At 40.1% G+C, this 21,868-nt stretch carries 19 protein-coding genes, 1 tRNA gene and 1 pseudogene; 12 read left to right on the forward strand and 9 right to left on the reverse strand.

Annotation, left to right across the window (positions count from 1 at the left end):
• Positions 1-43: 43 nt before the first annotated feature.
• Positions 44-385 carry an ISAon1 family transposase N-terminal region protein gene (locus tag B4G81_RS14865; RefSeq protein WP_294083886.1) on the reverse strand — a complete coding sequence of 114 codons (342 nt, stop codon included), beginning with the start codon at positions 383-385 and terminating at the stop codon, positions 44-46.
• A 398-nt stretch (positions 386-783) separates the two neighbouring features.
• Here B4G81_RS14865 and B4G81_RS14870 point away from each other — a divergent pair, with 398 nt between their 5' ends.
• Genes B4G81_RS14870 through B4G81_RS14880 form a run of 3 tightly spaced genes read left to right on the forward strand, consistent with a single transcriptional unit; the run spans position 784 to position 5,425 of the window.
• A complete protein-coding gene (locus tag B4G81_RS14870) occupies positions 784-1,551 on the forward strand; it encodes a type IV toxin-antitoxin system AbiEi family antitoxin domain-containing protein (protein WP_294083890.1) in 768 nt (255 codons plus the stop codon).
• Positions 1,544-2,497, forward strand: coding sequence for a nucleotidyl transferase AbiEii/AbiGii toxin family protein (locus tag B4G81_RS14875; RefSeq protein ID WP_294083892.1), 954 nt, complete (start codon positions 1,544-1,546; stop codon positions 2,495-2,497). Before B4G81_RS14870 ends, B4G81_RS14875 begins: the two co-directional genes overlap by 8 nt.
• 9 nt (positions 2,498-2,506) lie before the next feature.
• Entirely contained in the window at positions 2,507-5,425 is a 2,919-nt protein-coding gene (locus B4G81_RS14880) for a TOTE conflict system archaeo-eukaryotic primase domain-containing protein (protein ID WP_294083894.1), read from the forward strand.
• On the opposite strand, the gene B4G81_RS14885 is transcribed toward B4G81_RS14880, so the two are convergent.
• Genes B4G81_RS14885 through B4G81_RS14895 form a run of 3 tightly spaced genes read right to left on the reverse strand, consistent with a single transcriptional unit; the run spans position 5,422 to position 6,770 of the window.
• Complete coding sequence (locus tag B4G81_RS14885; RefSeq protein WP_294083896.1) at positions 5,422-5,808, reverse strand: hypothetical protein; 387 nt, start codon at positions 5,806-5,808, stop codon at positions 5,422-5,424. The two genes, B4G81_RS14880 and B4G81_RS14885, sit on opposite strands and share 4 nt — an antisense overlap.
• On the reverse strand, positions 5,762-6,388 hold the full coding sequence (locus tag B4G81_RS14890; RefSeq protein ID WP_294083898.1) for a hypothetical protein: 627 nt from the start codon (positions 6,386-6,388) through the stop codon (positions 5,762-5,764). The genes B4G81_RS14885 and B4G81_RS14890 overlap by 47 nt, the downstream gene beginning before the upstream one ends.
• A 1-nt stretch (position 6,389) precedes the next feature.
• On the reverse strand, positions 6,390-6,770 hold the full coding sequence (locus B4G81_RS14895) for a hypothetical protein (RefSeq protein WP_294083900.1): 381 nt from the start codon (positions 6,768-6,770) through the stop codon (positions 6,390-6,392).
• Positions 6,771-6,790: 20 nt separating this feature from the next.
• On the opposite strand from B4G81_RS14895, the gene B4G81_RS14900 reads away from it, so the two are divergent.
• The 5 genes from B4G81_RS14900 to B4G81_RS14920 are packed head-to-tail and all read left to right on the forward strand — an operon-like array spanning position 6,791 to position 10,762.
• The gene (locus B4G81_RS14900; RefSeq protein ID WP_294083902.1) at positions 6,791-7,597 is read left to right on the forward strand and encodes a hypothetical protein; all 807 of its coding nucleotides are present in this window, start codon (positions 6,791-6,793) and stop codon (positions 7,595-7,597) included.
• On the forward strand, positions 7,582-7,848 hold the full coding sequence (locus tag B4G81_RS14905; RefSeq protein ID WP_294083904.1) for a hypothetical protein: 267 nt from the start codon (positions 7,582-7,584) through the stop codon (positions 7,846-7,848). The genes B4G81_RS14900 and B4G81_RS14905 overlap by 16 nt, the downstream gene beginning before the upstream one ends.
• Before the next feature lie 34 nt (positions 7,849-7,882).
• Positions 7,883-9,199, forward strand: coding sequence for a hypothetical protein (locus B4G81_RS14910; protein WP_294083906.1), 1,317 nt, complete (start codon positions 7,883-7,885; stop codon positions 9,197-9,199).
• Positions 9,169-9,867 carry a condensin complex protein MksE gene (locus B4G81_RS14915; RefSeq protein ID WP_294083908.1) on the forward strand — a complete coding sequence of 233 codons (699 nt, stop codon included), beginning with the start codon at positions 9,169-9,171 and terminating at the stop codon, positions 9,865-9,867. Before B4G81_RS14910 ends, B4G81_RS14915 begins: the two co-directional genes overlap by 31 nt.
• Positions 9,839-10,762 carry a hypothetical protein gene (locus B4G81_RS14920; RefSeq protein WP_294083954.1) on the forward strand — a complete coding sequence of 308 codons (924 nt, stop codon included), beginning with the start codon at positions 9,839-9,841 and terminating at the stop codon, positions 10,760-10,762. Before B4G81_RS14915 ends, B4G81_RS14920 begins: the two co-directional genes overlap by 29 nt.
• A 126-nt stretch (positions 10,763-10,888) precedes the next feature.
• On the opposite strand, the pseudogene B4G81_RS14925 reads toward B4G81_RS14920, so the two are convergent.
• Positions 10,889-11,158 (reverse strand): annotated as a pseudogene (locus B4G81_RS14925) (Arm DNA-binding domain-containing protein); the annotation flags it as partial.
• Positions 11,159-11,448: 290 nt separating this feature from the next.
• Positions 11,449-11,523, reverse strand: a tRNA-Val gene (locus tag B4G81_RS14930).
• Positions 11,524-11,825: 302 nt separating this feature from the next.
• Here B4G81_RS14930 and purB point away from each other — a divergent pair.
• The 4 genes from purB to lepA all read left to right on the forward strand — a co-directional run bounded on the left by purB (position 11,826) and on the right by lepA (position 17,936).
• Complete coding sequence (purB, locus tag B4G81_RS14935; protein ID WP_294083910.1) at positions 11,826-13,163, forward strand: adenylosuccinate lyase; 1,338 nt, start codon at positions 11,826-11,828, stop codon at positions 13,161-13,163.
• A gap of 114 nt (positions 13,164-13,277) precedes the next feature.
• The gene (locus B4G81_RS14940; protein WP_294083912.1) at positions 13,278-14,483 is read left to right on the forward strand and encodes a pseudouridine synthase; all 1,206 of its coding nucleotides are present in this window, start codon (positions 13,278-13,280) and stop codon (positions 14,481-14,483) included.
• A 265-nt stretch (positions 14,484-14,748) separates the two neighbouring features.
• Positions 14,749-16,146 (forward strand): asparagine--tRNA ligase, encoded by a 1,398-nt coding sequence (asnS, locus tag B4G81_RS14945; RefSeq protein ID WP_294083914.1) that lies wholly within the window; start codon positions 14,749-14,751, stop codon positions 16,144-16,146.
• Between the two features lie 2 nt (positions 16,147-16,148).
• Positions 16,149-17,936: a translation elongation factor 4 gene (gene lepA, locus B4G81_RS14950; protein ID WP_294083916.1), complete on the forward strand. Its 1,788-nt coding sequence runs from the start codon at positions 16,149-16,151 to the stop codon at positions 17,934-17,936.
• 176 nt (positions 17,937-18,112) lie between these two features.
• Here the strand turns inward: lepA and B4G81_RS14955 are convergent, their stop codons facing one another.
• The 3 genes from B4G81_RS14955 to nrdG form a co-directional block, all read right to left on the reverse strand.
• Positions 18,113-19,198, reverse strand: a complete 1,086-nt coding sequence (locus tag B4G81_RS14955; RefSeq protein WP_294083918.1) for a YncE family protein — start codon at positions 19,196-19,198, stop codon at positions 18,113-18,115.
• 14 nt (positions 19,199-19,212) lie between these two features.
• Positions 19,213-21,231: a TonB-dependent receptor plug domain-containing protein gene (locus tag B4G81_RS14960; protein WP_294083919.1), complete on the reverse strand. Its 2,019-nt coding sequence runs from the start codon at positions 21,229-21,231 to the stop codon at positions 19,213-19,215.
• Between the two features lie 92 nt (positions 21,232-21,323).
• Positions 21,324-21,797, reverse strand: coding sequence for an anaerobic ribonucleoside-triphosphate reductase activating protein (gene nrdG / locus B4G81_RS14965; protein WP_294083921.1), 474 nt, complete (start codon positions 21,795-21,797; stop codon positions 21,324-21,326).
• Positions 21,798-21,868: the final 71 nt, after the last annotated feature.

The following is a 21,868-nucleotide window of genomic DNA, read 5'->3' on the forward strand; positions in this document are numbered from 1 at the left end:
ATACGCACATAACAAGCGGAATACAGTACAGTTGACCGGTTCGCTATCGAGGTAATGCTTTTAAAAAAGCGGCGAACTCACGGGTTAGGCGAGTGCCGTCGGCTATTACATCCCAGTCACGCATGTAGGGATCCCCGCTTTGCTTGTCCTGCCAGCGACGACGGCGAACACGCAAGATGCAACCCTTGTCCCGGATCGGAAAATCATGAATGTCAACAGCAGGATAAAAACCTTTAGAGATGAAGCTTCTCTCTGGCGCCTCCGATGGGGATAAACTATTTTCTTCCAGATGTAAAATGATAATCTTATCGGTCTCTTCAACCTCTACTACCTCAAAGTAGTCTGTCATGCCCTGGGGCAACAATAGCTCGTATCCTGTCTTCATGGCTACAAAGATAAAGGGTTTTAAATCCCTCCACAACTTTTAGGGTTGATCCGGGACATCCCCGTGATATTTTTACCTAAAAGTAAGCATAAAAAAGCCCTGATAATCAACTATTACATATTGATTATCAGGGTACTTAATTATAAGTGGGCGTTGACGGATTTTATCAGTCCTATCTAACCCGTATGCTGTCAGTGATTTAGCTGTCTGAAATTTATTCGACTCACTCGTTACTCACTCCGTTTTTGGAGGCGTTTTTTAAAGAACTTTTCCTCTTTAAGTAGGTAGAACAAAGGTACGAAATAAATTTGTGAATTTCCTAATATTATTTTGTTTTATGCGCGATAATTGTGAATTTCATGTATCTTTGCGCAAGAAATAAAATAAAACAAGAGGATATGATCAAATATATCGAAGAATTTCATAAACTCAAAATCTTCCATAAAAAAGACGTTGTTGCATTCACCGATAGCGAAAATGCAGCAAAAGAACTTTTACGGAGGTATAAACAACAAGGATTGATATCACAAGTAAGGCGAGATCTTTATGTTGCGACGGATTTGGCTACAAAAGTCAGCTCTGCTTCAAAGTACGAAATCGGCAGTCAAATAAACTCTTCATCTTATCTATCCTATCATGCAGCATTAGAATATCATGGTCTGGCTCATCAGGTGTTTTATGAAATACAAGTTTCGTCCAAAGAGAGGTTCAACAACTTTGAGTACGATGGGATTAGTTATATCTATTCGGAGTCAAAATTGGATGCCGGAGTTATTACTCCTCCTGCCGATACACTGATCAGAGTAACCGATTTGGAACGTACTGTTTTAGATTGTATTAATCGAATAGATCGAAGCGGAGGACTGGAAGAGATGATAGAATGCTTTGCTCTTATCACTTATCTTAATGAGGGTAAGCTGCAGGATTATCTGAAACTATTCAACAAACAGGCTCTTTATCAAAAGACGGGATTTCTCCTTAGTCATTTTCAAAGAGAAATGAAGTTAAGTGATGTTTTCTTTAACTTTTGTAAATCCAAGATTGGGAAAAGCATTCGTTACCTGACTGACAGACAAGAATCTAATATTTATTTTAATGAATGGCAGCTTTATGCTCCTGAAAATATTCTTTCATTTCTAGAACAAGGAGGAAATGTAAATGTATAATTATAGTAAAACTGATTTGGAGAGAATAGCCTCTGGTACAGATTTTATTCGGGATAATTTAGAAAAAGTATTCCGACTTTGCGATGTTTTGAAGCACTTAAATGAAAATCCTTTATTTGTGGATCATTTGGCATTAAAAGGAGGAACAGCGATTAATCTGATCGTATTTAATCTTCCTCGTCTATCGGTTGATATCGACTTGGATTTCACAAAAGAGTGTTCCCGGGATGAAATGATGAAAATCAGGGAGAATATCAATCAGGATTTTCTGAACTATATGTTTACACAAGGATATGCTTTAAGTCCTAATACGAAAAGTCCACATTCACTTGATTCATGGGTGTTTTACTTCCAGAACGCAGGAGGGAATAAAGATAACCTAAAGGTAGAGATAAACTATTCCTTGCGAAACCATATCCTACCAATAGTCGGAAAGAAAGTAAATGTGGAATTTCTGCAATTTGATTCAGAAGTAAAGACTCTATCTACCCTTGAACTATTTGGCAGCAAAATTAAAGCTCTTATTGAACGAACAGCTTCCCGAGATTTGTATGATATTCAAAATATGTTGAAATATAACATCATCTATCCTGATGAAATGGGCAAACTTCGTAAAATCGTATTATTCTATCTTGCTGTAGGAGGAAGTGATAAGCCTTCTATCAGTTATGATTTTGAAAGTATTGATAACCTGAAATTTACACAAATCAGAAGTTCTTTACTTCCGGTTCTTAAGAAAAGTGAACGATTCGATTTTGAATCAGCGAAAGTAGAAGTGAAAGCTTTTCTTCAAAAATTGATGACATTTACCGAAGAAGAAAAGTCTTTTATCGAAAACTTTAACAATAATGTTTATCAACCAGAGTTATTGTTTGAAGATACTGAAATTGTAGAGCGAGTCAAAAATCATCCAATGGCAATGTGGAAGATAAGGAATAGCAAATAAAAAATCCACATGTCCGAATCCGACTTATTAAAGCGAATTGCAGAACTGGAAGCCTGGAATCTTGAATTACTTACAGAGAATGAGAGATTACGGGAGATGTTGGGTTTACCTCAGAAAAACGTTACCGCTATTCCCCAAGAGGCAGAAGTCCCGGAACAGGACAATATCGACGAGGTTTCCACACCATCAATTAACAAATATAGTAGTCCTGATGAGAAGATCGCATTATTTCAATCCTTATTCCGGGGTCGGACTGATGTGTATGCCAAACGCTGCTATAGCAAGAAATATGGAAGCTGTTATTATATCCCGGCATGTAAAAACGAATGGGTAAAAGGTCTTTGCGACAGGACACGAATCAAATGTAAAGATTGCGCTAATCGCGACTTATTACCCTTGACAAAAGAGGTTATTAATGCCCATTTGCGAAACAATGATGAGAACGGAGCCGGGATAGTAGGCGTTTATCCACTCTTGCCAGATGAAACATGTCTGTTTCTTGCTATTGATTTTGATGAAGAAAAATGGGAGGATGATATAAAGATATTCCGATCAGTATGCTATACTTATAATATTCCAGTCGCGATAGAACGCTCTCGTTCGGGAAATGGAGTTCATGCTTGGATATTTTTCGAAGAACCTGTTACAGCAATATCTGCCCGAAAATTAGGAAATGCTCTTTTGACAAAGGCGATGTCAGTCAGACATGAAATACGCTTCACTTCTTATGATCGGATGTTTCCCAATCAGGATTTTATGCCTAAGGGTGGCTTTGGCAACCTGATAGCATTGCCTCTGCAAGGTGGAGCACGCAAAAACGGGAACAGTGAATTTATTGATAAGAATATTCAAAGCTATCCTGACCAATGGGCATATTTAGCTTCTATTAGGAAAATGGAATTGTCAGAAATAGAAAGCTTGCTTACTTTACTTTGTGAGGGAAATGGATTGGGCGAACTTGGGAGCCTAGAAAAAATAGTGGAGGTTTTATTCAAACCTTGGGAAAGCAAGAGGCTTGAACAAAATCTTGAAAGAGAAGACTTTCCAGAGACTCTAACTATCGTTGAAGCTAATCAGTTGTATGTACCTAAAGAACGAATAAGTCCACGAGCACTTAACCGCATCAAACGGCTGGCAGCTTTTCAGAATCCATTGTTCTATAAAACACAAAAAATGCGAATGTCCACTTATGGCATTCCAAGAATTATTCACTCACTAAGCGAAACAGAGGAATACATCGGCATTCCACGCGGTTGCCGTTCTTCTCTTATAGATTTATTAGACGGCTCGAATGCAAAGTATGTCTTTGATGATAAAAGAAATAAAGGGAGACAGGTTAATGTCTGCTTCAAAGGTGCTCTGCGTGAGGAACAGGATTTGGCAGCAAATACTTTGCTTCAATACGAGAACGGAATATTATCTGTTCCAACAGCTTTCGGAAAAACAGTAATAGGGGCTTCGCTTATAGCAAGTAGAAAATGCAATACGTTAATTTTAGTTCATCTACAAACGTTGTGCGATCAGTGGAAGAAATCATTAGAGCAATTCCTCGAAATAAATGAATCCTTGCCGGAGCCGGAGAAAAAGCGGGGAAGAAAGAAGGTGCGATCTATAATTGGACAGATCGGTTCGGGGAAGGACACGTCTTCCAACATTATAGATATCGCACTTGTTCAGAGTTTAGTTCATGAAAATGAAGTAAATGATATTGTGAAAAAATATGGGATGGTGATTGTGGACGAATGTCATCATGCTTCTTCCCTGAATTATGAGAGAGTACTTAGCGAAACAAATGCCCTATATGTTTATGGTCTGACAGCAACACCTAAACGGCAAGACGGACAGCATCCGGTAACCTTTATGCAATGCGGATCGATACGATACAGTGTCAGTGCAAAGGAACAAGCGATTAAACGAAGCTTTGAACATTATGTTATACATTGTTTTACAGGATTTAAGAAGCCATTACCACAAAAGAAGTCCGATTGGCATATAACGAAAATATATGCAGATCTGTCAGAAGATGAAATCCGGAATCAACAGATAGCGACAGATGTAAAAGAAGCTGTAATAGACGGCAGAACACCAATTATTCTAACCCAACGGAAAGAACATGTCATGCAATTGGCTGCAATCATTAGAAATCTAACAGATGTACACGTTATTACGCTTGTTGGAACTGATTCAACAAAAGTAAAAAACAAAATGACTGAATCATTAGCAGCCATTTCGCAGGATGAGAAACTTATTATAATCGCTACAGGCAAATATATTGGAGAGGGATTTAATTATCCACGCTTAGATACTCTGTTTCTTGCTTCACCGATTGCATGGAAAGGCACATTAGCCCAATATGCAGGAAGATTACACCGTGAATATCCCGGCAAACAAGATGTTATCGTTTATGACTATGTAGATATTCATGTTCCCGTTTTAGAACGAATGTATCATAAACGGTTAACAGGTTATGCTCAAATTGGATATAAAGCCTTAGCCTCAAAAAATGAACCAGATAGAATCAGCATGATTTACGATTGCGATACTTTTGCAGATGTTATCAGACATGATTTTGCAGAAGCAAAAAAGGAAATTTTGATAGTAAGTCCTTTCATTCGGAAAAAGCAACTCGACTTAACACTTGAATGGCTGAAAGTACCTTTACAAGAAGGAGTTTCAATTACCGTTATTACTCGTCCAATCGAATCATACAGAGAGCAAGAGCGGGCAAGAAAATGTATTGAAATCCTTCAACGAAAATTAACACTCATACAAGAACCTGATATCTATCAGAAATTCATCATTATAGATAATCGGCTCGTTTGGTATGGAAGCATTGGTCTTTTTGACTTTGGCAATTCTGAGGATACTATTATGCGACTAGAATCAAGGGAACTGGTTGCCGAATTGGATACTTATACAAAACGTTAGAATTCACGAATAAAGTCAATGATTTCTTTTATATCGTTACCCTCTTCTTCAATCCATTCATTTAGTTCCATCAAATTATTTATCAGTTCTTTTTGTTCTTCTGAATATTTCTCAGGACTTAAGCCAGAGAGAGAAAGATGATGTCGCCATTGGCTATCATGATAGTCAGATGTGCCAACAATATTTTCTCTTTTTCCATTGGGGGTAATTAGTTTTAACGATGATTTTTTATCAGAGATACATTCTATTATATTAGCAATACGCTCATAAATTTTTAATCCATCATAATCCCAATCACACAGATAGTATATCGGATAATCAATTTTAGGCATGCTTTCAAAAAGGTTTTGTATTATTCCCGCCCGCACACCAAAGTTCAACATTGTTTTGACGGGCGATTGTAAGAGTAAGAAAATACATATTCTCGCAAATGATAATAAATTTAGGATTTAAGCAGGGTACACGATAAAATCCTTGATTTTCGTTTTGAGGAAATTCCTGCACTCTAATGATTTTCAGGACTGCTCGTTCCAATGCACTATCTTTTTGGATATATTTTGCCGACTTAAAAAACAGATTAGATACACCTTTTCTGCTTTCTTCACCTTTTTCAATTTTAGTCTTAAGTTCGTCTAAAATCGTATCTGAATTTTTCATCGTTATCAGCACCCGAATTTCAAACTCAGAATAATTCGATTGAATTTTCAGCAATTCGTTTTCCGATAGAAATTGCTTATAAGTAAGAAACAATTGTTCAAATCCTTGCTTTACGTATTCAACATTGAATTTATTTGTAGGAACAATTAGTTTTTTTGTTCCCTTCTGCATGTATTCCAAACATTTATCTGGATAAGAAAATAAGTGGTCTATATATGGATGTTCCCTTATTTGTGCACGGGTTTTCCTTTCGTGATATAACTGATATAATGCTTTTATATCTCGCCAAGTTAATTGCTTATTCATCTTATAATGAGTTTGAAATTGGACTCATGTATTCTATCGCATCTTCTCCTTCATTGAAAATCGCAAATGTGCCGATTTTACCACTTTCAGCTTGTCCATTCAACATGTACTGATAGCGACCATGTTCACCGGAATCATCTAAAGGATGTCGGGATATAACGACAAGCTGATAGTCGTAATCCTGCGCAATCTTTTCTAATATAGTAAAGTTACTTCCAATATTCTCAGTTTCATCTATTGGCATAATCCGCAATCCCTTCGCTAATTTTCCTCCACTTGCTTTTTTCTCAATTAGGGACAAACGGGCAATACAAAGCAAAGCGATGGCAGCATATGTCTGACCTGTACTACCAGAGTTGACTGTTCCATCACTTTTTCTCATACTAAAATCAATCTTAAAATATGATTTTGGGTTTAATAAATGTTTTATCTCTATTTTACGCCCCTTTCCACCACATTGAAAACCAAATTGGAGATGATGATATTGTTGCTGAATTTAACAAACGACGCAAGGATTTTCAGGCAAAGATAGATACAGTAAAAGATGAGATAGAAAAATATATCAAATCAATTACGGAGTATCAAAAGACATTAGAGAAGAACGAGGAAGCAGCTGTACTTTCAGATATTCAGCAAATTGAAATAGAACGAGAATCCCTTTATCAGAAAATCACCTCTTTTGAATATTTTCTAAAGTCAGAATTAGAAATAGATTTCTTCAATAAAACCAAGGATGAATTAGGAAAGTTGCTGGATAATACAAATTCACTTTATAAAAAGAAAATTTCTCAAACAGAAGATATTATTCAATCATTTGAGAAAACAAAAGTGTACAAGGAAAGCGTATTGCCATTTTTGAAACATGAAGAATTCAAGCGGAAAGAAACCGCTATTTTGAAAGACAAATCATTCTTAGAGAAATCCGTATATCCTAAATTGGAAGAAGAACGAAAATTACTTTCGGAATATATTGATAAGCAAATTGAATCATTTTTTCATGGAAAATTGATTAATTCCTTGTATCAAAAAATAGACCCACATCCTGTTTATAAAGAGATTAAATTCAAATGTGATTTCAGTACTGACAAACCCCGATTAAACGTTTTTGTAACAGATGTAGACAGTAGTGCCTCTATTGTTCCAACGCTATATTTTAGCACAGCTCAATTGAATATTTTGAGTTTAAGTATTTTTTGGCTAAAGCATTAAATGCTAAAGATAATGAAGGCAATTCTGTTGATTGTATTTTTATTGATGACCCTATTCAATCAATGGATAGCATTAATATCTTATCGACTATCGACTTGTTAAGAAGTATTTCTGTCAATATGCGAAAACAAATTGTTTTAGCAACACATGATGAAAACTTCCATAATCTTTTGCAAAAGAAAATTCCTTCCAATAGATTCAATGCGAAATACATTGAATTAGAAACATTTGGGAAAGTAAAACAGGAGTAAAGGCATGAAGATTAAAATGATATAGTTTCTGAACATGGATGCATTCAACCTATATAATGAAGTCAAGCAAGAATATAACAACTTGCTACCCAACAAAAAAGTCATGTTGGTAATCTTTCATTTATATCAACGCATCGAAAACAAAGAACTTGATACAACATTTACGGAAGATGAAATTCTTAAATCAATAAAGTATGTCAGGAGAAACGAAATTAAGACAGAGCAAACAGAACAGTTCAATCAAACCATAAGGTCGTTACAAAAGTTCTTTCTATGGCGAGATGAGAACAAAGGAGTCTATAGTTTTCGCCCCTATGCGGAACAACTATGTGCTGAGGTCGCTAAAGTATTATCAGACACATTCAATCCTACAGAAATAGAAAAAGATTTTAAGCATATCCAAACGCAATTGGATGTTGAATCTTTCGATATGTGGTATCAATACACGTCGTTCGACGGATATCGAAGAAAAGTCAGTGCACAAACATCTGTATTAGACCGGAAAGTAGCAAAAGCAATTACTGAATTTCGTACAGAAATAAACCAGAATGATGATTACAATATATCATCACTCAAAAATATTGTAGATATATTATCAGGTTTAGGTGAACAAACTCGGGAACTTAATGTCGCTTTTCGCAGTTCAAGGCAGATTGAGGATTGGATGATTGATTTTCAAAAAGAAGAAAAGGGGATTACGTACTTCAAAGAAACTGCAGATGTTATCCAGTATTTCAAATACATTAGAAATAAATTGCAAATTATTGGTCGAAAAATTGATGGAATAAAGCCCAAACTGGATGAGTACATCAACAACATCAATCAACAGGACTTTTATAGAAAGTTTAAATTACTTCTGAAATACACTTTGGAGAATGCTCAGCTAAATAAAAGCGGAGAAATGTGTTTGCCCACTAATATTCCAAATGAATGCATCCTTCCTGATAAATTGCAAAAATTTCTAATAATAAAAGAAAATTGGAATCAAGAACAAATTCCTCTTCAGCGAAGCTCAAAAGTTGCTGTTCCGACAATCGATAAAGAAGCCTCTTCGCTTGAGTTGAAACGTTGCAATGAACAGTCAGCTATGTTCAAACGGGTCAAGCAATATCTTGAAGAACTCGAATATCAGTTAAATACCTCGAAAGAAGTTGATTTTTCGATGTGTTTTTTTGAAGTTATGGAAAAAGAACATGGAGATGTGAATGCCGCTGTCCGTTTTGCCTCACGCGCTATGGAAAAATACTTCAAAAGTAAAGCACATCAAATAGAGATACAAAAAGAGAAAATAAGTTATTCATTATATCCAACTATTACAGTATGGAAAACAACAATATACAAACGAACGTAAGCTATGAATTCTTAGAGCATTCCGATGCCAAAGATTTTTTTGCTCCATTGGATTATGCATTAAAGAACGGAGTATATATTCAGCAACAAAGCAAACCCAAAGGGATTTTTGGTTTTGTCAGGTACAACTATCCTAGTTTACACCAATATTACGAGAATTTCTTTGACTTGTATTTATCTACTGAAGGCCAAGATAGCGAACAATATTATTTTATTGATTTTCGCAAAGATGAAAATGGAAGGATTAGCCGAGGGAATATACCGGAAATAAACAGAAAAAGATTAAAAGAAGCTCATCTAATAGTTGGATTTCTATTGGTAAGAATTTGCATTATAGACCCAACCTCTGAATATCAACAATCAATCGATACTTTCGTCAAACGTATATTTGAAGACTATGATGAATATAAAACAAATCTGTTCAGATTATTCGCAAAAAACAATGAAGATATATCTATAGATGCCGATGAAAAAGCGATTCAGCAAATTATTCGAAGTGCCCTTTCTGATTTTAATGACATCGGATGGGTCAATCTTGACAAAGATTCTCAGGTATTTGAAGTGATGCCATCTTGTAAAAGGTTGCTCACTTTGTATGAAGAAATAATCATGAATATTGAAGAAATAATTAAAGGTAACTATGACAAAACAATATCCCCGAATATATAGTTTGTCCACTGTTGGAATTCAACATCACTTCCATACAGATTATATGTTTCATCATTTCCGCACTGATTTTTCAGGAGACAGTGGAGTCGGAAAATCAATGATTGCCGATATGTTACAATTAGTTTTTGTAGGTAGTGAATTCCTATCGGCAACAGAAGGAACAGACGAAAGACTTGTCAAAACAATGCCTACTGGTCGATATGGATATGTATTTATCAATGTAGAAACACGTAAGTTTATTGTTCTTGGCATGTTCATTTCTACTGCAACTATAAACCCAGAAGCTTTCATTATTCAAGGAGGGTATGGTAAAGATGCATATGTTTCTCTTCAGAACCCCATATCATATAAGGATATGTTAAACGGCGAAATAGTCGAAGATATTGATACTGTTACAAAACGATTAGATGGTAAATTTAATTGTCAAAAGATGACTCAGAAAACCTATCATGAATATTTGATGGAACATGAGTTATTGCCAATACAGATAACAGACAAGACACGCCTAAAAAATTATGCACGTATTCTTCGTTCATTTGCAAGGGGACGTGATTTCAAACATGATTCTGAATCCTTGAAATATTTCTTTTTTGACGACCAAATAGAAATTGAAATATATGAAGACTTTCAAAAACGCTTAGACAATATTGAAGCTGATTTGGATGGACATAAAAGGCATAAAGAAATTTTGCAAAATGTATCAGAGAAAGAACAAGGACTAATAAAGTTGAAGTCGTTGAAGCAAAAGAAATATGAAACTGAAGTAGAATTTTACAAAGCTAAATCTGTCTTCCACATTATCGTAATATTCAGAATAAAGAAAAAGGCATATTTCTTTCTTGTATTTGTGTACCATAAAATTGCCAACACGCTTTCTTGTAGCCAAATATTTTGAAAGGGTAGTATCCCGGATTGTCTTCCCGACAAGATTCCATTTTTGTTCTACTTTAGTATCATATAAGGATAATACTGTGGTTTTGCGAATTTCCTTGCCGAGATAAGTATTCCGAAGTTTATCTGGTGTGACATAACCGTCTTTTTCAAGAATTGTTTTATACTGGTTGTCCAAAGCTATCTTGATTCTATCTAAAGCGTCATTGATATTTTTGGCTTCTTTAGTTCTGCCAATAGCTTTCCCTAAAGGACTCCACATTTCAGGGTCAATAAACATCTTGGAACTAAACTCTGCTGTTTCTCTACTGATAGTAATCCTAACCATAATATTGGCTAGTCCATCTTTGTTTAAGTCTCTTTTTCTGATTAGGAAAAGGATTCGATACGTACTTTTCATTGCTCTTTCTTTTTAATGATTTGACAAAATTACTTGCTATCACTTAAAGAATAAAGCTCCTAAAAACGCCAAATTAGGACATTGTAATCCGCTTATTTCCAGCGAATAAAATACTTAATCGTGAGTAAAATTTGTACTGTGAGTTTACTCACGTTTTACTCACTCAACCGCTGTCCTAAATTGACTTTTATTGTCCGAGGGTAGAATAAAAAAAGTCTGTTAATCTACTGACTAACAGACTTTATGTCTTTGTTTGGCTTTTGTTGTCTTTCGACCTTTTTGCCTTTCCGTGGGCGTTGACGGATTCGAACCGCCGACCCTCTGCTTGTAAGGCAGATGCTCTGAACCAGCTGAGCTAAACGCCCGATATTTGCTTTCCTGTCCTCACTACCGCTGTGGAGGTTGCTTTCCTGAAAAGCGATGCAAAGATACGTCGTTTTTATTTTTCTGCAAAACTTTTTGTAAATATTTTTTCTAAAAATTTTCATGGCTCTATAATTATCCCTATTTTTGTACCGTGAAAAAAGGGTATTGAATACGTTTTCATGATAGAGGTGATATTTTATAATAATACAGAACTCTAAAGGTTATAGTGAATGGATAGAAAAGTGATTTTTCGCTATTCGATAGTTTAACGTTTTCATAAGCAATACGAGCATTAATTATAATGAATCTAGATCAACTGACAGCTATTTCACCCGTAGACGGACGATACAGGGACAAGACCGTCGCTTTGGATATGTTCTTTTCCGAGTATGCACTTATCCGATACCGGGTGCAGGTGGAAATAGAGTATTTTATCGCTCTGTGCGAAGAGGGGATTCTTCTTGTTGAAGATAAGAATATCTTTGCACAATTAAGGGATTTATATATCAATTTCAGCGAAGAGGATGCCCGGCAAATCAAAGAAATTGAGAAAACCACCAACCATGATGTAAAGGCTGTGGAGTATTTCCTGAAAGAGAAATTCGATGTGCTCCGGTTGGCAGATCATAAGGAATTTATTCACTTCGGATTGACATCGCAGGATATCAATAATACTGCTACGCCGATGATGTGGCGGGATGCCCTCCACCAAGTCTATATCCCCGAATTGGAAAAACTGGTCTCGGATATCGACGCACTGGCTGCAGAGTGGAAAGAGATTCCCATGCTGGCGCGTACCCATGGGCAACCGGCGTCGCCCACACGTCTGGGAAAGGAGATGAAAGTTTTTGCCTATAGGCTGTCCGGGCAAATAGAAGTATTGAAAAGTATTCCTTCTAAAGCGAAATTCGGCGGAGCGACCGGCAACTTTAATGCGCATCGTGTAGCATATCCTCAAACCGACTGGAAACTGTTCGGTAATCGTTTTCTGCAAGAGAAACTGGGCTTGCGGCGGGAAGAATTTACCACCCAGATATCCAATTATGATGCTTTCGCCGCATCGTTCGATGCGATGAAGCGTATCCATACTGTCCTGATCGACTTTACCAGGGATATATGGCAATATGTATCGATGGAGTATTTCAAGCAGAAGATCAGGGAAGGGGAAGTGGGCTCGTCGGCCATGCCCCACAAAGTGAATCCGATTGATTTTGAAAATGCCGAAGGGAACTTGGGCATTGCCAATGCCCTGCTGGAGCACCTGTCCGCAAAGCTTCCCGTTTCGAGGTTACAACGTGACCTTACCGATTCTACGGTAATCAGGAATATCGGTGTTCCCATGGCACATGGATTAATTGCTATTAAAAGCGCAACAAAAGGACTGCATAAATTGTTATTACACAGAGAGGCAATAGACAGGGATCTGGAAAATAATTGGGCCGTGGTTGCCGAAGGAATCCAGACTATCCTGAGACGTGAAGGGTACCCGAAACCGTATGAAGCACTGAAAGCTTTGACTAGAACCAATGCGCATATTACTAGGGAAAGTATATCGAAATTTATTGATAATCTGAATGTGAATGATCAGATAAAAAAAGAATTGAAAGAAATTACACCCCAAAATTATACGGGAATTTAAAATGAAAGAGGCTGCCGGTCATGCAAACCGGTCGGTAATAATTCGAAAAATGCGATTGTAAATAAAGAAAAAACCGTGAGGTTTCATTATGTAAATCAAAAAGTAAATGCAACAATGACAACAAACAATGACGAATCGCGCCCACGACGGAGTTATCACAGCGCGAACAATGAGAGACACCCTTCCTCTAACAGAAATTACAATGAGAGGAGATCACAGCAAGATGGTTATTATCCGGACCGACCATCATACAATCTGGACAGGCAGGACCGGCAATCCTATAATCCGGACAGGTCGTACAGCCAGGACAGGCAGTCTTATAATAATTCCGACAGGTCGTACAATTCCAATTACAGGGATTCGCGTCAAGAAAATTATGGAGGGAATAATGACGGGGCCATGAGGAAACGCCGCCCTCGCGTAGGGGAACGTCCACAGTCGCCACAAAGGATTTCCGGCGGTGGAGGTTATAATAACCGAAATTGGGGCAATCAATCTTCTAACGGTCCGGGAAGACCAAATGGTCCTGGTAAGCCGGTAAAGAAGCTGAAAAAGAAAAAGCCGTTCAAGCAGGTCAAGTATAAGGAAAATGCTGATCCCAATGCACCCATCCGTCTGAATAAATACTTGGCCAATGCCGGAGTATGCTCACGCCGTGAAGCTGATGAGTTTATCCAGGCCGGCGTGGTGAAGGTGAATGGAGAGATCGTGACCGAACTGGGTACCAAAATTACCCGTGCCGATTCTGTGATGTTCCACAACCAGCCCGTCCAACTTGAAAGCAAGGTATATGTGTTACTGAATAAGCCGAAAGGGTTTGTGACGACGACCGATGACCCCGAGAACCGAAAGACGGTAATGGAACTGGTGAAAAGTGCCGCTTCCGAAAGGATATATCCGGTGGGACGTCTGGACAGGGCTACCACAGGTGTTTTGCTGCTGACCAATGATGGTGACCTGGCATCAAAATTAACACATCCGAAGTACGAAAAACGAAAGATTTACCAGGTATGGCTCGACAAGCCGGTGGCAATGGAACACATGCAGATGATTGCCGACGGGATTGAATTGGAAGACGGAGAGATTCATGCCGATGCGATCAGTTATGTGAGTGAGGAAGACCTTACCCAGGTGGGTATTGAGATCCATTCCGGAAGGAACCGTATCATCCGTCGTATCTTCGAGAAATTAGGTTATCGGGTGATGAAACTCGACAGGGTTTATTTTGCAGGATTGACCAAGAAAAAACTTTCGCGCGGAAAATGGCGTTACCTCACAGAACAAGAGGTGAACATGCTCAGAATGGGGGCGTTCGATTAAAGAACCTCCCTTCATATAAAAATTTATAGATAGTAATAACGTTTTCGTTAAACACTATGTGCAGAAACCCGGATTTGCTTGGATCAGGCTTCTGCGGGAAAATGGTAAATGTAATTGAATGATTATTCTGTTCCTGTGCGGGTTTTGTACAGGAACAGATTGGGTATTTATCAGGGTAATTTAATCGTATGAAGAGTACACGTGATTGTTTGCACACAAGTGCATGATTGATGCGTGTTGCCAGCGATATTGAAGTATATAGTTTATGAAACAACTAAAACGAACAAAAATTTCGGAAGCATTGCAACTTGCCAGTGTTGACGAGGAAGTGAATGTAAAAGGGTGGGTGCGTACCCGCAGAGGAAACAAAAATGTCGGTTTCGTCGCTTTAAATGATGGATCGACCATCAATAATATTCAGATAGTTATTGATATAGCTAATTTTGATGAAGAGTTACTTCGTCTCATCACTACGGGGGCATGTATCAATGTGAATGGTGAACTGGTGGAATCCCAGGGACAGGGACAGTCGGTGGAGATACGTGCAACTGAGATTGAAGTCTATGGTCCGGCCGATCCCGCTACTTATCCTTTGCAGAAAAAAGGACATTCATTGGAGTTCCTGCGTGAGGTAGCCCATTTGCGCCCGCGTACCAATACTTTTGGAGCAATCTTCAGAATGAGGCACCATTTGGCATATGCCATCCATAAATATTTCAACGATAAAGGTTTTTACTATTTCCATACGCCTATTATCACTGCTTCCGATGCGGAAGGAGCCGGATCGATGTTCGAAGTATCTACTCTTGATATAGAAAATCCACCCCGCAATAAAGAAAGCAAAGTGGATTTTACAGAGGATTTTTTTGGTCGCCAGACTAACCTGACCGTCTCCGGACAACTCGAGGGGGAACTCGGCGCTATGGCACTGGGAGCCATTTATACTTTCGGTCCCACATTCCGTGCGGAGAATTCCAATACGCCCCGTCACCTGGCGGAGTTCTGGATGATTGAACCGGAAATGGCTTTCTATGATATCAACGATAATATGGATCTGGCCGAAGATTTCCTGAAATATCTAATTCGTTACGTCTTGGAGTATTGCAGGGAGGATATTGAATTCCTATCCAAGATGTATGACGAAGAACTGGTAAGCCGTCTGAATTTTGTAGTGGAAAATGACTTTGTCCGCCTAACTTATACCGAAGGGGTGAAAATTTTGGAAGATTCGGGGCAAAAATTCGAATTCCCGGTCTATTGGGGCGCCGACCTGCAGTCGGAGCATGAACGTTACCTGGTAGAAAAACATTTCAAACGTCCGGTAATCCTGACTGATTATCCGAGGGAAATCAAATCGTTTTATATGAAGCAGAACGATGATGGTAAGACGGTCCGCGCGATGGATGTGCTTTTCCCTAAGATAGGGGAAATTATCGGTGGATCGGAACGTGAAGCGGATTACGACAAGCTGATGCAAAGGATAGAGGAAACCGGCATGCATACAGAGCCTATCTGGTGGTATCTCGAAACCCGCAAGTTCGGCACTGCACCGCACTCCGGTTTTGGTTTGGGTTTTGAGCGGTTGATGTTGTTTATCACCGGCATGGCGAATATCCGTGACGTGATCCCGTTTCCAAGAACGCCCAATAATGCGGACTTTTAACTATGAAGAATATACGCAATTTTTGTATCATTGCTCATATAGACCACGGTAAGAGTACGCTGGCAGACCGTTTGCTGGAATTCACCAGGACCGTCGAAGGAAAAGACCTGCAGGCGCAGGTGCTCGACAATATGGACTTGGAGAGGGAGCGGGGCATTACAATCAAAAGCCATGCGATACAGATGGATTATGAATATGAGGGTGAGAAATACACCCTTAATCTGATTGACACACCGGGACACGTCGATTTTTCGTATGAAGTATCGCGTTCCATTGCCGCCTGTGAAGGTGCCTTGCTGGTGGTTGACGCAGCCCAGGGTATACAGGCGCAGACCATATCGAATGTCTATATGGCCATTGAGCATGACCTGGAGATTATCCCTATTCTCAATAAGATCGATTTGGAGAGTGCCATGCCCGACGAGGTGGAAGACCAGATCGTGCAACTTCTTGGTATTCCCCGCGAAGATATCATCCGTGCAAGCGGAAAGACGGGGATCGGTATCGATGAGATCCTCCGTGCCATCATTGAGAAGGTGCCGGCTCCGCAAGGCGACCCTGAGGCACCCCTGCAGGCATTGATCTTCGACTCTGTATTCAATGCGTTCCGCGGAATCATTGCTTATTATAAAATCGTGAATGGCACGTTGCGAAAAGGTGATATGGTGAAATTCATCAATACCGGCAAAGAATACGATGCCGACGAGGTGGGTATCCTGCGCCTCAATATGGTGCCGAAGGATGAAGTGGGCTGTGGTGATGTGGGGTATATCATCTCCGGCATTAAAACCTCGAAAGAAGTGAAGGTGGGCGATACCATTACCCATGTGAAGCGGCCTGCAGCCAAGGCAATCGAAGGATTTGAAGAGGTAAAACCCATGGTATTTGCCGGCGTCTATCCCATTGAGAGCGAAGATTTCGAGAACCTGCGTTCATCTCTCGAAAAATTACAACTTAACGACGCGTCACTTACTTTCCAGCCCGAATCGTCCGTTGCATTGGGATTCGGCTTCCGGTGCGGTTTCCTCGGATTGCTCCATATGGAGATCGTACAGGAACGGCTGGAGCGGGAATTCAATATGGATGTGATCACTACGGTGCCCAACGTTTCGTATAAGGTATATGACAAGAAAGGGAATATGAAGGAGGTGCATAATCCCGGCGGTTTACCGGACCCCACATTGATTGAAAGTATCGAAGAGCCTTTTATCCGCGCCTCGGTTATTACCAATACGGCCTATATCGGTCCCATTATGACCCTTTGCCTTGGCAAGCGGGGTATACTTATCAAACAGGAATATGTTTCAGGTGACAGGGTAGAGATTATCTACGACCTACCGCTGGGAGAGATTGTGATCGATTTCTATGATAAACTGAAAAGTATTTCGAAAGGATATGCATCCTTCGATTACCATATCCATGATTATCGTCCGTCCAAGCTGGTGAAACTGGACATATTGCTGAACGGTGAACAGGTGGACGCACTTTCCACGCTCACCCACATCGACAATGCGCAGAGTTTTGGACGACGCATGTGTGAGAAGTTGAAAGAGCTGATTCCCCGGCAACAGTTCGATATTGCTATTCAGGCGGCCATTGGAGCAAAGATCGTCGCCCGTGAAACGGTAAAAGCTGTCAGGAAAGATGTGACTGCCAAATGTTATGGCGGTGATATATCCCGTAAGCGTAAGCTGCTCGAAAAGCAGAAAGAGGGAAAGAAACGGATGAAACAAGTAGGCAATGTGGAGGTCCCTCAGAAAGCGTTTTTAGCAGTGTTGAAATTGGACTGATGATTAATGTGCCAATTTTCTTAGGAACGAGTACATAGCCAAACTTGTTTGAGTATTGTCGAGTGACGACAGAAAATGGACGAAGTCGATGTGAATAATAAAAGGCACGCCAATCACTTGGAATGCCTTTTTCTCAAAATAATAAATAAAAATGCCGCGCCAATAGTGTGGTTTTTTTATCTCAGTACAATCGCTGTCGTAGGATTTATACCCAAGTCAGCGATTGTGTATTGTAATTTACCATCCTTGTCAAAGCAGTACACCGATCCCGGAGTGGTGTAATCGGTCTCCGTGATGAAGAATTCCCCGGATTTTTCATCCGCTGAAATATTATAGATGGTATTTGTAATCTTTGTGCCATCCTGTATGAAGTTTTCAGAAACCACCTTTTCCTGCAAGCAATCATATACTACTATTTTAGAAGTTCCATTTACATTGCTGATGATATAGGCCTTGTTGTCTGCGATTACGAACCGGTCGGGAGATTCCACTGCTTCAATGGTTTCCACCTCGCCTGAGGCCGGTTTTATCCGTTTGAACGATGCGGCTTCCGTTATGTTTCCCTCTTGATCATAAGTCGCCATCAAAGAGATATAAAGATCTCCCTGGCTGTCGCTCCCCATATTGACCGGATTGGGTCCGACTTCTATTTTTTTCTCCTCTTTCATTGTTTCCCCACTTATATCGATGACCGACACGGTATTGTCGAACCCGAACCCGGAGTTGGCCACATAGAGTTTGTTATTTTTAACCACAATAGCTTCCGGATTCATGCCCACATCCACCGAGCCGCTGATTGCAAGGGAAGTGGTGTCGATGCAGGTGACAGTATCATCGAATGAAGTGACATATACTTTGCCATTATGCGAGGCAATCCGGCGAGGTTGTTTTCCGGAACCATCTTCCTTTTTCATCTCTATCGATTGGGATATGCCGGTGGAAACATTCATCACTTCTATGGTAGACGACATATTAACTATTATATACACCTTGGAACCATACAAAAGCATATCATTTCCGGTATCACCCAATCCTCTTTTATTTACCGACTTGAAATAATCTTTATCCAGATCTCTTGTGGATAGGTCATAACGGGCAAGGGTACTATTATTCCCATTCCATGACCCCTCAGAGAGGATAAGTAAAGTCTTTCCCTCTGTTGAGGGATTTCCGTTATCAATAGGATTATCATCATCAGAGCAAGCTGTGATAAACAATGCCGCAAGAAGCGTCAGATAGAAAAAGATTTTTTTTTGATTCATTGTTGTCTACAAAATTAAAAATTAAACGATGCGTTTATTCTGAAAGAGCGTCCCGGCATAGGATAATTGCGCACGATCTGGTAATTTTTATCCAACAGATTCAATACCTCCAGTTGCAAGTCTATTTTACCAAGTCGTGTTCGAAAATCCTTTGAAACCGACAGGGCATGATCGCTGTATCCTTTCATCAGGAACTCTTTGCTGTTATAGTTATTGTAATACCTTTCGCCACTCCACAACAGCGTATAGGCTATATCTACCCGGGGCAGTTGTATCACAGCCCGCCCCGAACCGGAATGACGTGGAGTATAAGCTATCTGGTGGTTATATGTATTTTTGTCGGGGTTGGTTTTGTCGAGCGCGGACTGGAAGGTGTAATTTCCTCCCATCCGTAACCGGACCTGCTCCGTGAATGTGATTGTTCCTTCCACGGAGAGGTCCATGCCGGTGATGATCACCTTGCCCACATTGATCATTGCCCACTGATGCAAATTGCCGGTAGGGTAAGCTACAATTTTATTTTTTACCCGATTGCGGTAGGCATCCAGTGTGGCGGTGAAATGCGAAGTACGGTTTTTACCCGGTGAAACAGCATAAGTAGCACCTATGTTCCACTGGTGGGTATCTTCGGGTTTCAGGTCACGTGTGCCGACCGCGGGATAGTAGAGGTCGTTGAAGGTAGGTAGGCGGAAGCTATTCTTGTAAAAAGCCCTTATACGCAAATTGGTTCCGGTGAATGGTTTTACCGACACGCTGAGATAAGGGGAAACTTTGCTCCTGTTTCCGGCAGCCTCTACATTCCGGACCGACTCGAACGTTTGGGTATAAAGAATGTTTGCCGTGGATATAACCTGTTCTTCCACCCATTTTGCGGCAAAGACCGACCGCCATGTGAGCCGGGTGGGAGTGGTGAATTTTTTTCGTTCAGCATGCATGGTGGCCGACGACAAGTCGCTTGACGCAGAAAACGACAACCTTTCAAATACCCTGTAGAGCGCCGAAAGGGAGCCATAGGTCTCATGCTGATTGAAAATATCTTCATACTTTCCCCCGGGACCCAAGTAGGCAGGGTCGAGATAGCGCAAATATCCCCGGTTATATTTTGCATCGCCCTTTAACACCCATTTCGGAGAAAAGATATGTTCGATATTGCTTTGTACGAAGAAAGTGCGGTCCCATAAACGTTGGTTTGAGTAATTCTCCGTATTATAATAGATGGTGGCACCGGGTAATCCCCGTTCCGACCGGTAATGGTATACCCGCAGGTCACCTTTGGTTGCGGGGGATAAATCGGCAAAAAGCGCTCCTTCCAAACGAAGATTCTCCACATCGGTATTCCTCCTTCTTTCCATGGAGCTGCTGTCGCCCTTTTCACCGTATTGCAACCGGTAAGGATATTCGCCTTTCGATGTAAGCCATTCGGCACTTGCGGTCATCGTCAGCTTGTCTGTAATCCTCGTGTTAGCGTAAAACGAAGGGTTAAACAGTCCGAATGATCCTGCTTTCACAGACCCACTCCCATTGATACGTTTTCCTTTATCGAAATGAGGACGTACATTTTGTATAACGAGTGAGGAAGCGGCAGAAAAAGCCGTTGCCGGCAAAAAAATCTGGTCGTTTTGTCCGGTATGCAATGTGACCAGTTCCACGTTATTGAGAGAGAACCGGCCTATATCGATCTGTCCGGCCTGTACGTCGTTAATGGATATACCATTGTATATGACGGCGGTATGATGTGCTCCCAGGCTACGGACAGAAATAGTTTTCAATCCCCCGATACCGCCATAATCCTTGATGGTCACCCCCGAGAAATGCTTCACGGCATCCGACAACTGTAGCGAATGCAGATAGCGTATCTGGTCTTGCGAGAATATCTGCACCGGTGCCGAAGAACGTATCTCCCGGTCGCTATATCGTTCTGTGACCACCACTTCAGGTAACCTCAGGCTGTCAGCAACCTCCTGGGCTAAGATACCACAGGCAGGTATAGCGGCTGTAAGCAGTGACAAAACAATCTTTTTACAAATCTTCATCAACATCTGAATATTTTCTGCTCCTGAAGGAGCGAGGGTCTCAAGGTCTTTGTGAACAAGCCTAATCTTAATGGCGGCAAAGGTACGGAAAATTACAGAACAACCATGTTGTGTATCTGTTGTGTAATGTCTGTAATACTGCCATTTTCGATCCGGTAAAGTCGTTGATTGGTCGTCATTTTATCCAATCCCCCGAGCGCTTCTATATAAGGGCCGGTTTTCACAAAATCGAAATGTTCAATGCAATGCTCCGTAAGTTTGTCATTACCTGAATACCACGCCGTTTTTATCTTCCCTCCCCGGCTCTCACGGATGAAATCTGCCAACTGGTATACATCGCCGGCATTGGCATCACCACCCATAAAACAGAGGCAGGTGATTGCCTTTTCGTATTTTTGCAACAATCCATTCAATTCTGAATCAGTTAATTCTTTTCCGATATCCTGTTGTAGATAAGGGCTATGGCACCCTTTACAGCGATAGGGACAGTTAGAGAGGTTTACTGCCAGCGTCACCTCATCCGGAATTTCCTGAAAGACAATATTATAATCGATATACTTCAACATAGAAACAACTTATTGGCAACGACTTTACATAAATTCGCCATATGAGACAAGATTCACTCCTTTACAGTTCT

This window comes from Proteiniphilum sp. UBA5384 (genome assembly GCF_002410825.1).
Taxonomy (GTDB): Bacteria; Bacteroidota; Bacteroidia; order Bacteroidales; family Dysgonomonadaceae; genus Proteiniphilum.

Excerpts from the sequence above, each read along its gene's own strand:
- B4G81_RS14865 (WP_294083886.1), bottom strand. The coding sequence starts at position 385 with ATGAAGACAGGATACGAGCTATTGTTGCCCCAGGGCATGACAGACTAC.
- B4G81_RS14870 (WP_294083890.1), top strand. The coding sequence starts at position 784 with ATGATCAAATATATCGAAGAATTTCATAAACTCAAAATCTTCCATAAA.
- B4G81_RS14875 (WP_294083892.1), top strand. The coding sequence starts at position 1,544 with ATGTATAATTATAGTAAAACTGATTTGGAGAGAATAGCCTCTGGTACA.
- B4G81_RS14880 (WP_294083894.1), top strand. The coding sequence starts at position 2,507 with ATGTCCGAATCCGACTTATTAAAGCGAATTGCAGAACTGGAAGCCTGG.
- B4G81_RS14885 (WP_294083896.1), bottom strand. The coding sequence starts at position 5,808 with ATGTTGAACTTTGGTGTGCGGGCGGGAATAATACAAAACCTTTTTGAA.
- B4G81_RS14890 (WP_294083898.1), bottom strand. The coding sequence starts at position 6,388 with ATGAATAAGCAATTAACTTGGCGAGATATAAAAGCATTATATCAGTTA.
- B4G81_RS14895 (WP_294083900.1), bottom strand. The coding sequence starts at position 6,770 with ATGAGAAAAAGTGATGGAACAGTCAACTCTGGTAGTACAGGTCAGACA.
- B4G81_RS14900 (WP_294083902.1), top strand. The coding sequence starts at position 6,791 with ATGATTTTGGGTTTAATAAATGTTTTATCTCTATTTTACGCCCCTTTC.
- B4G81_RS14910 (WP_294083906.1), top strand. The coding sequence starts at position 7,883 with ATGGATGCATTCAACCTATATAATGAAGTCAAGCAAGAATATAACAAC.
- B4G81_RS14915 (WP_294083908.1), top strand. The coding sequence starts at position 9,169 with ATGGAAAACAACAATATACAAACGAACGTAAGCTATGAATTCTTAGAG.
- B4G81_RS14920 (WP_294083954.1), top strand. The coding sequence starts at position 9,839 with ATGACAAAACAATATCCCCGAATATATAGTTTGTCCACTGTTGGAATT.
- purB (WP_294083910.1), top strand. The coding sequence starts at position 11,826 with ATGAATCTAGATCAACTGACAGCTATTTCACCCGTAGACGGACGATAC.
- B4G81_RS14940 (WP_294083912.1), top strand. The coding sequence starts at position 13,278 with ATGACAACAAACAATGACGAATCGCGCCCACGACGGAGTTATCACAGC.
- asnS (WP_294083914.1), top strand. The coding sequence starts at position 14,749 with ATGAAACAACTAAAACGAACAAAAATTTCGGAAGCATTGCAACTTGCC.
- lepA (WP_294083916.1), top strand. The coding sequence starts at position 16,149 with ATGAAGAATATACGCAATTTTTGTATCATTGCTCATATAGACCACGGT.
- B4G81_RS14955 (WP_294083918.1), bottom strand. The coding sequence starts at position 19,198 with ATGAATCAAAAAAAAATCTTTTTCTATCTGACGCTTCTTGCGGCATTG.
- B4G81_RS14960 (WP_294083919.1), bottom strand. The coding sequence starts at position 21,231 with ATGAAGATTTGTAAAAAGATTGTTTTGTCACTGCTTACAGCCGCTATA.
- nrdG (WP_294083921.1), bottom strand. The coding sequence starts at position 21,797 with ATGTTGAAGTATATCGATTATAATATTGTCTTTCAGGAAATTCCGGAT.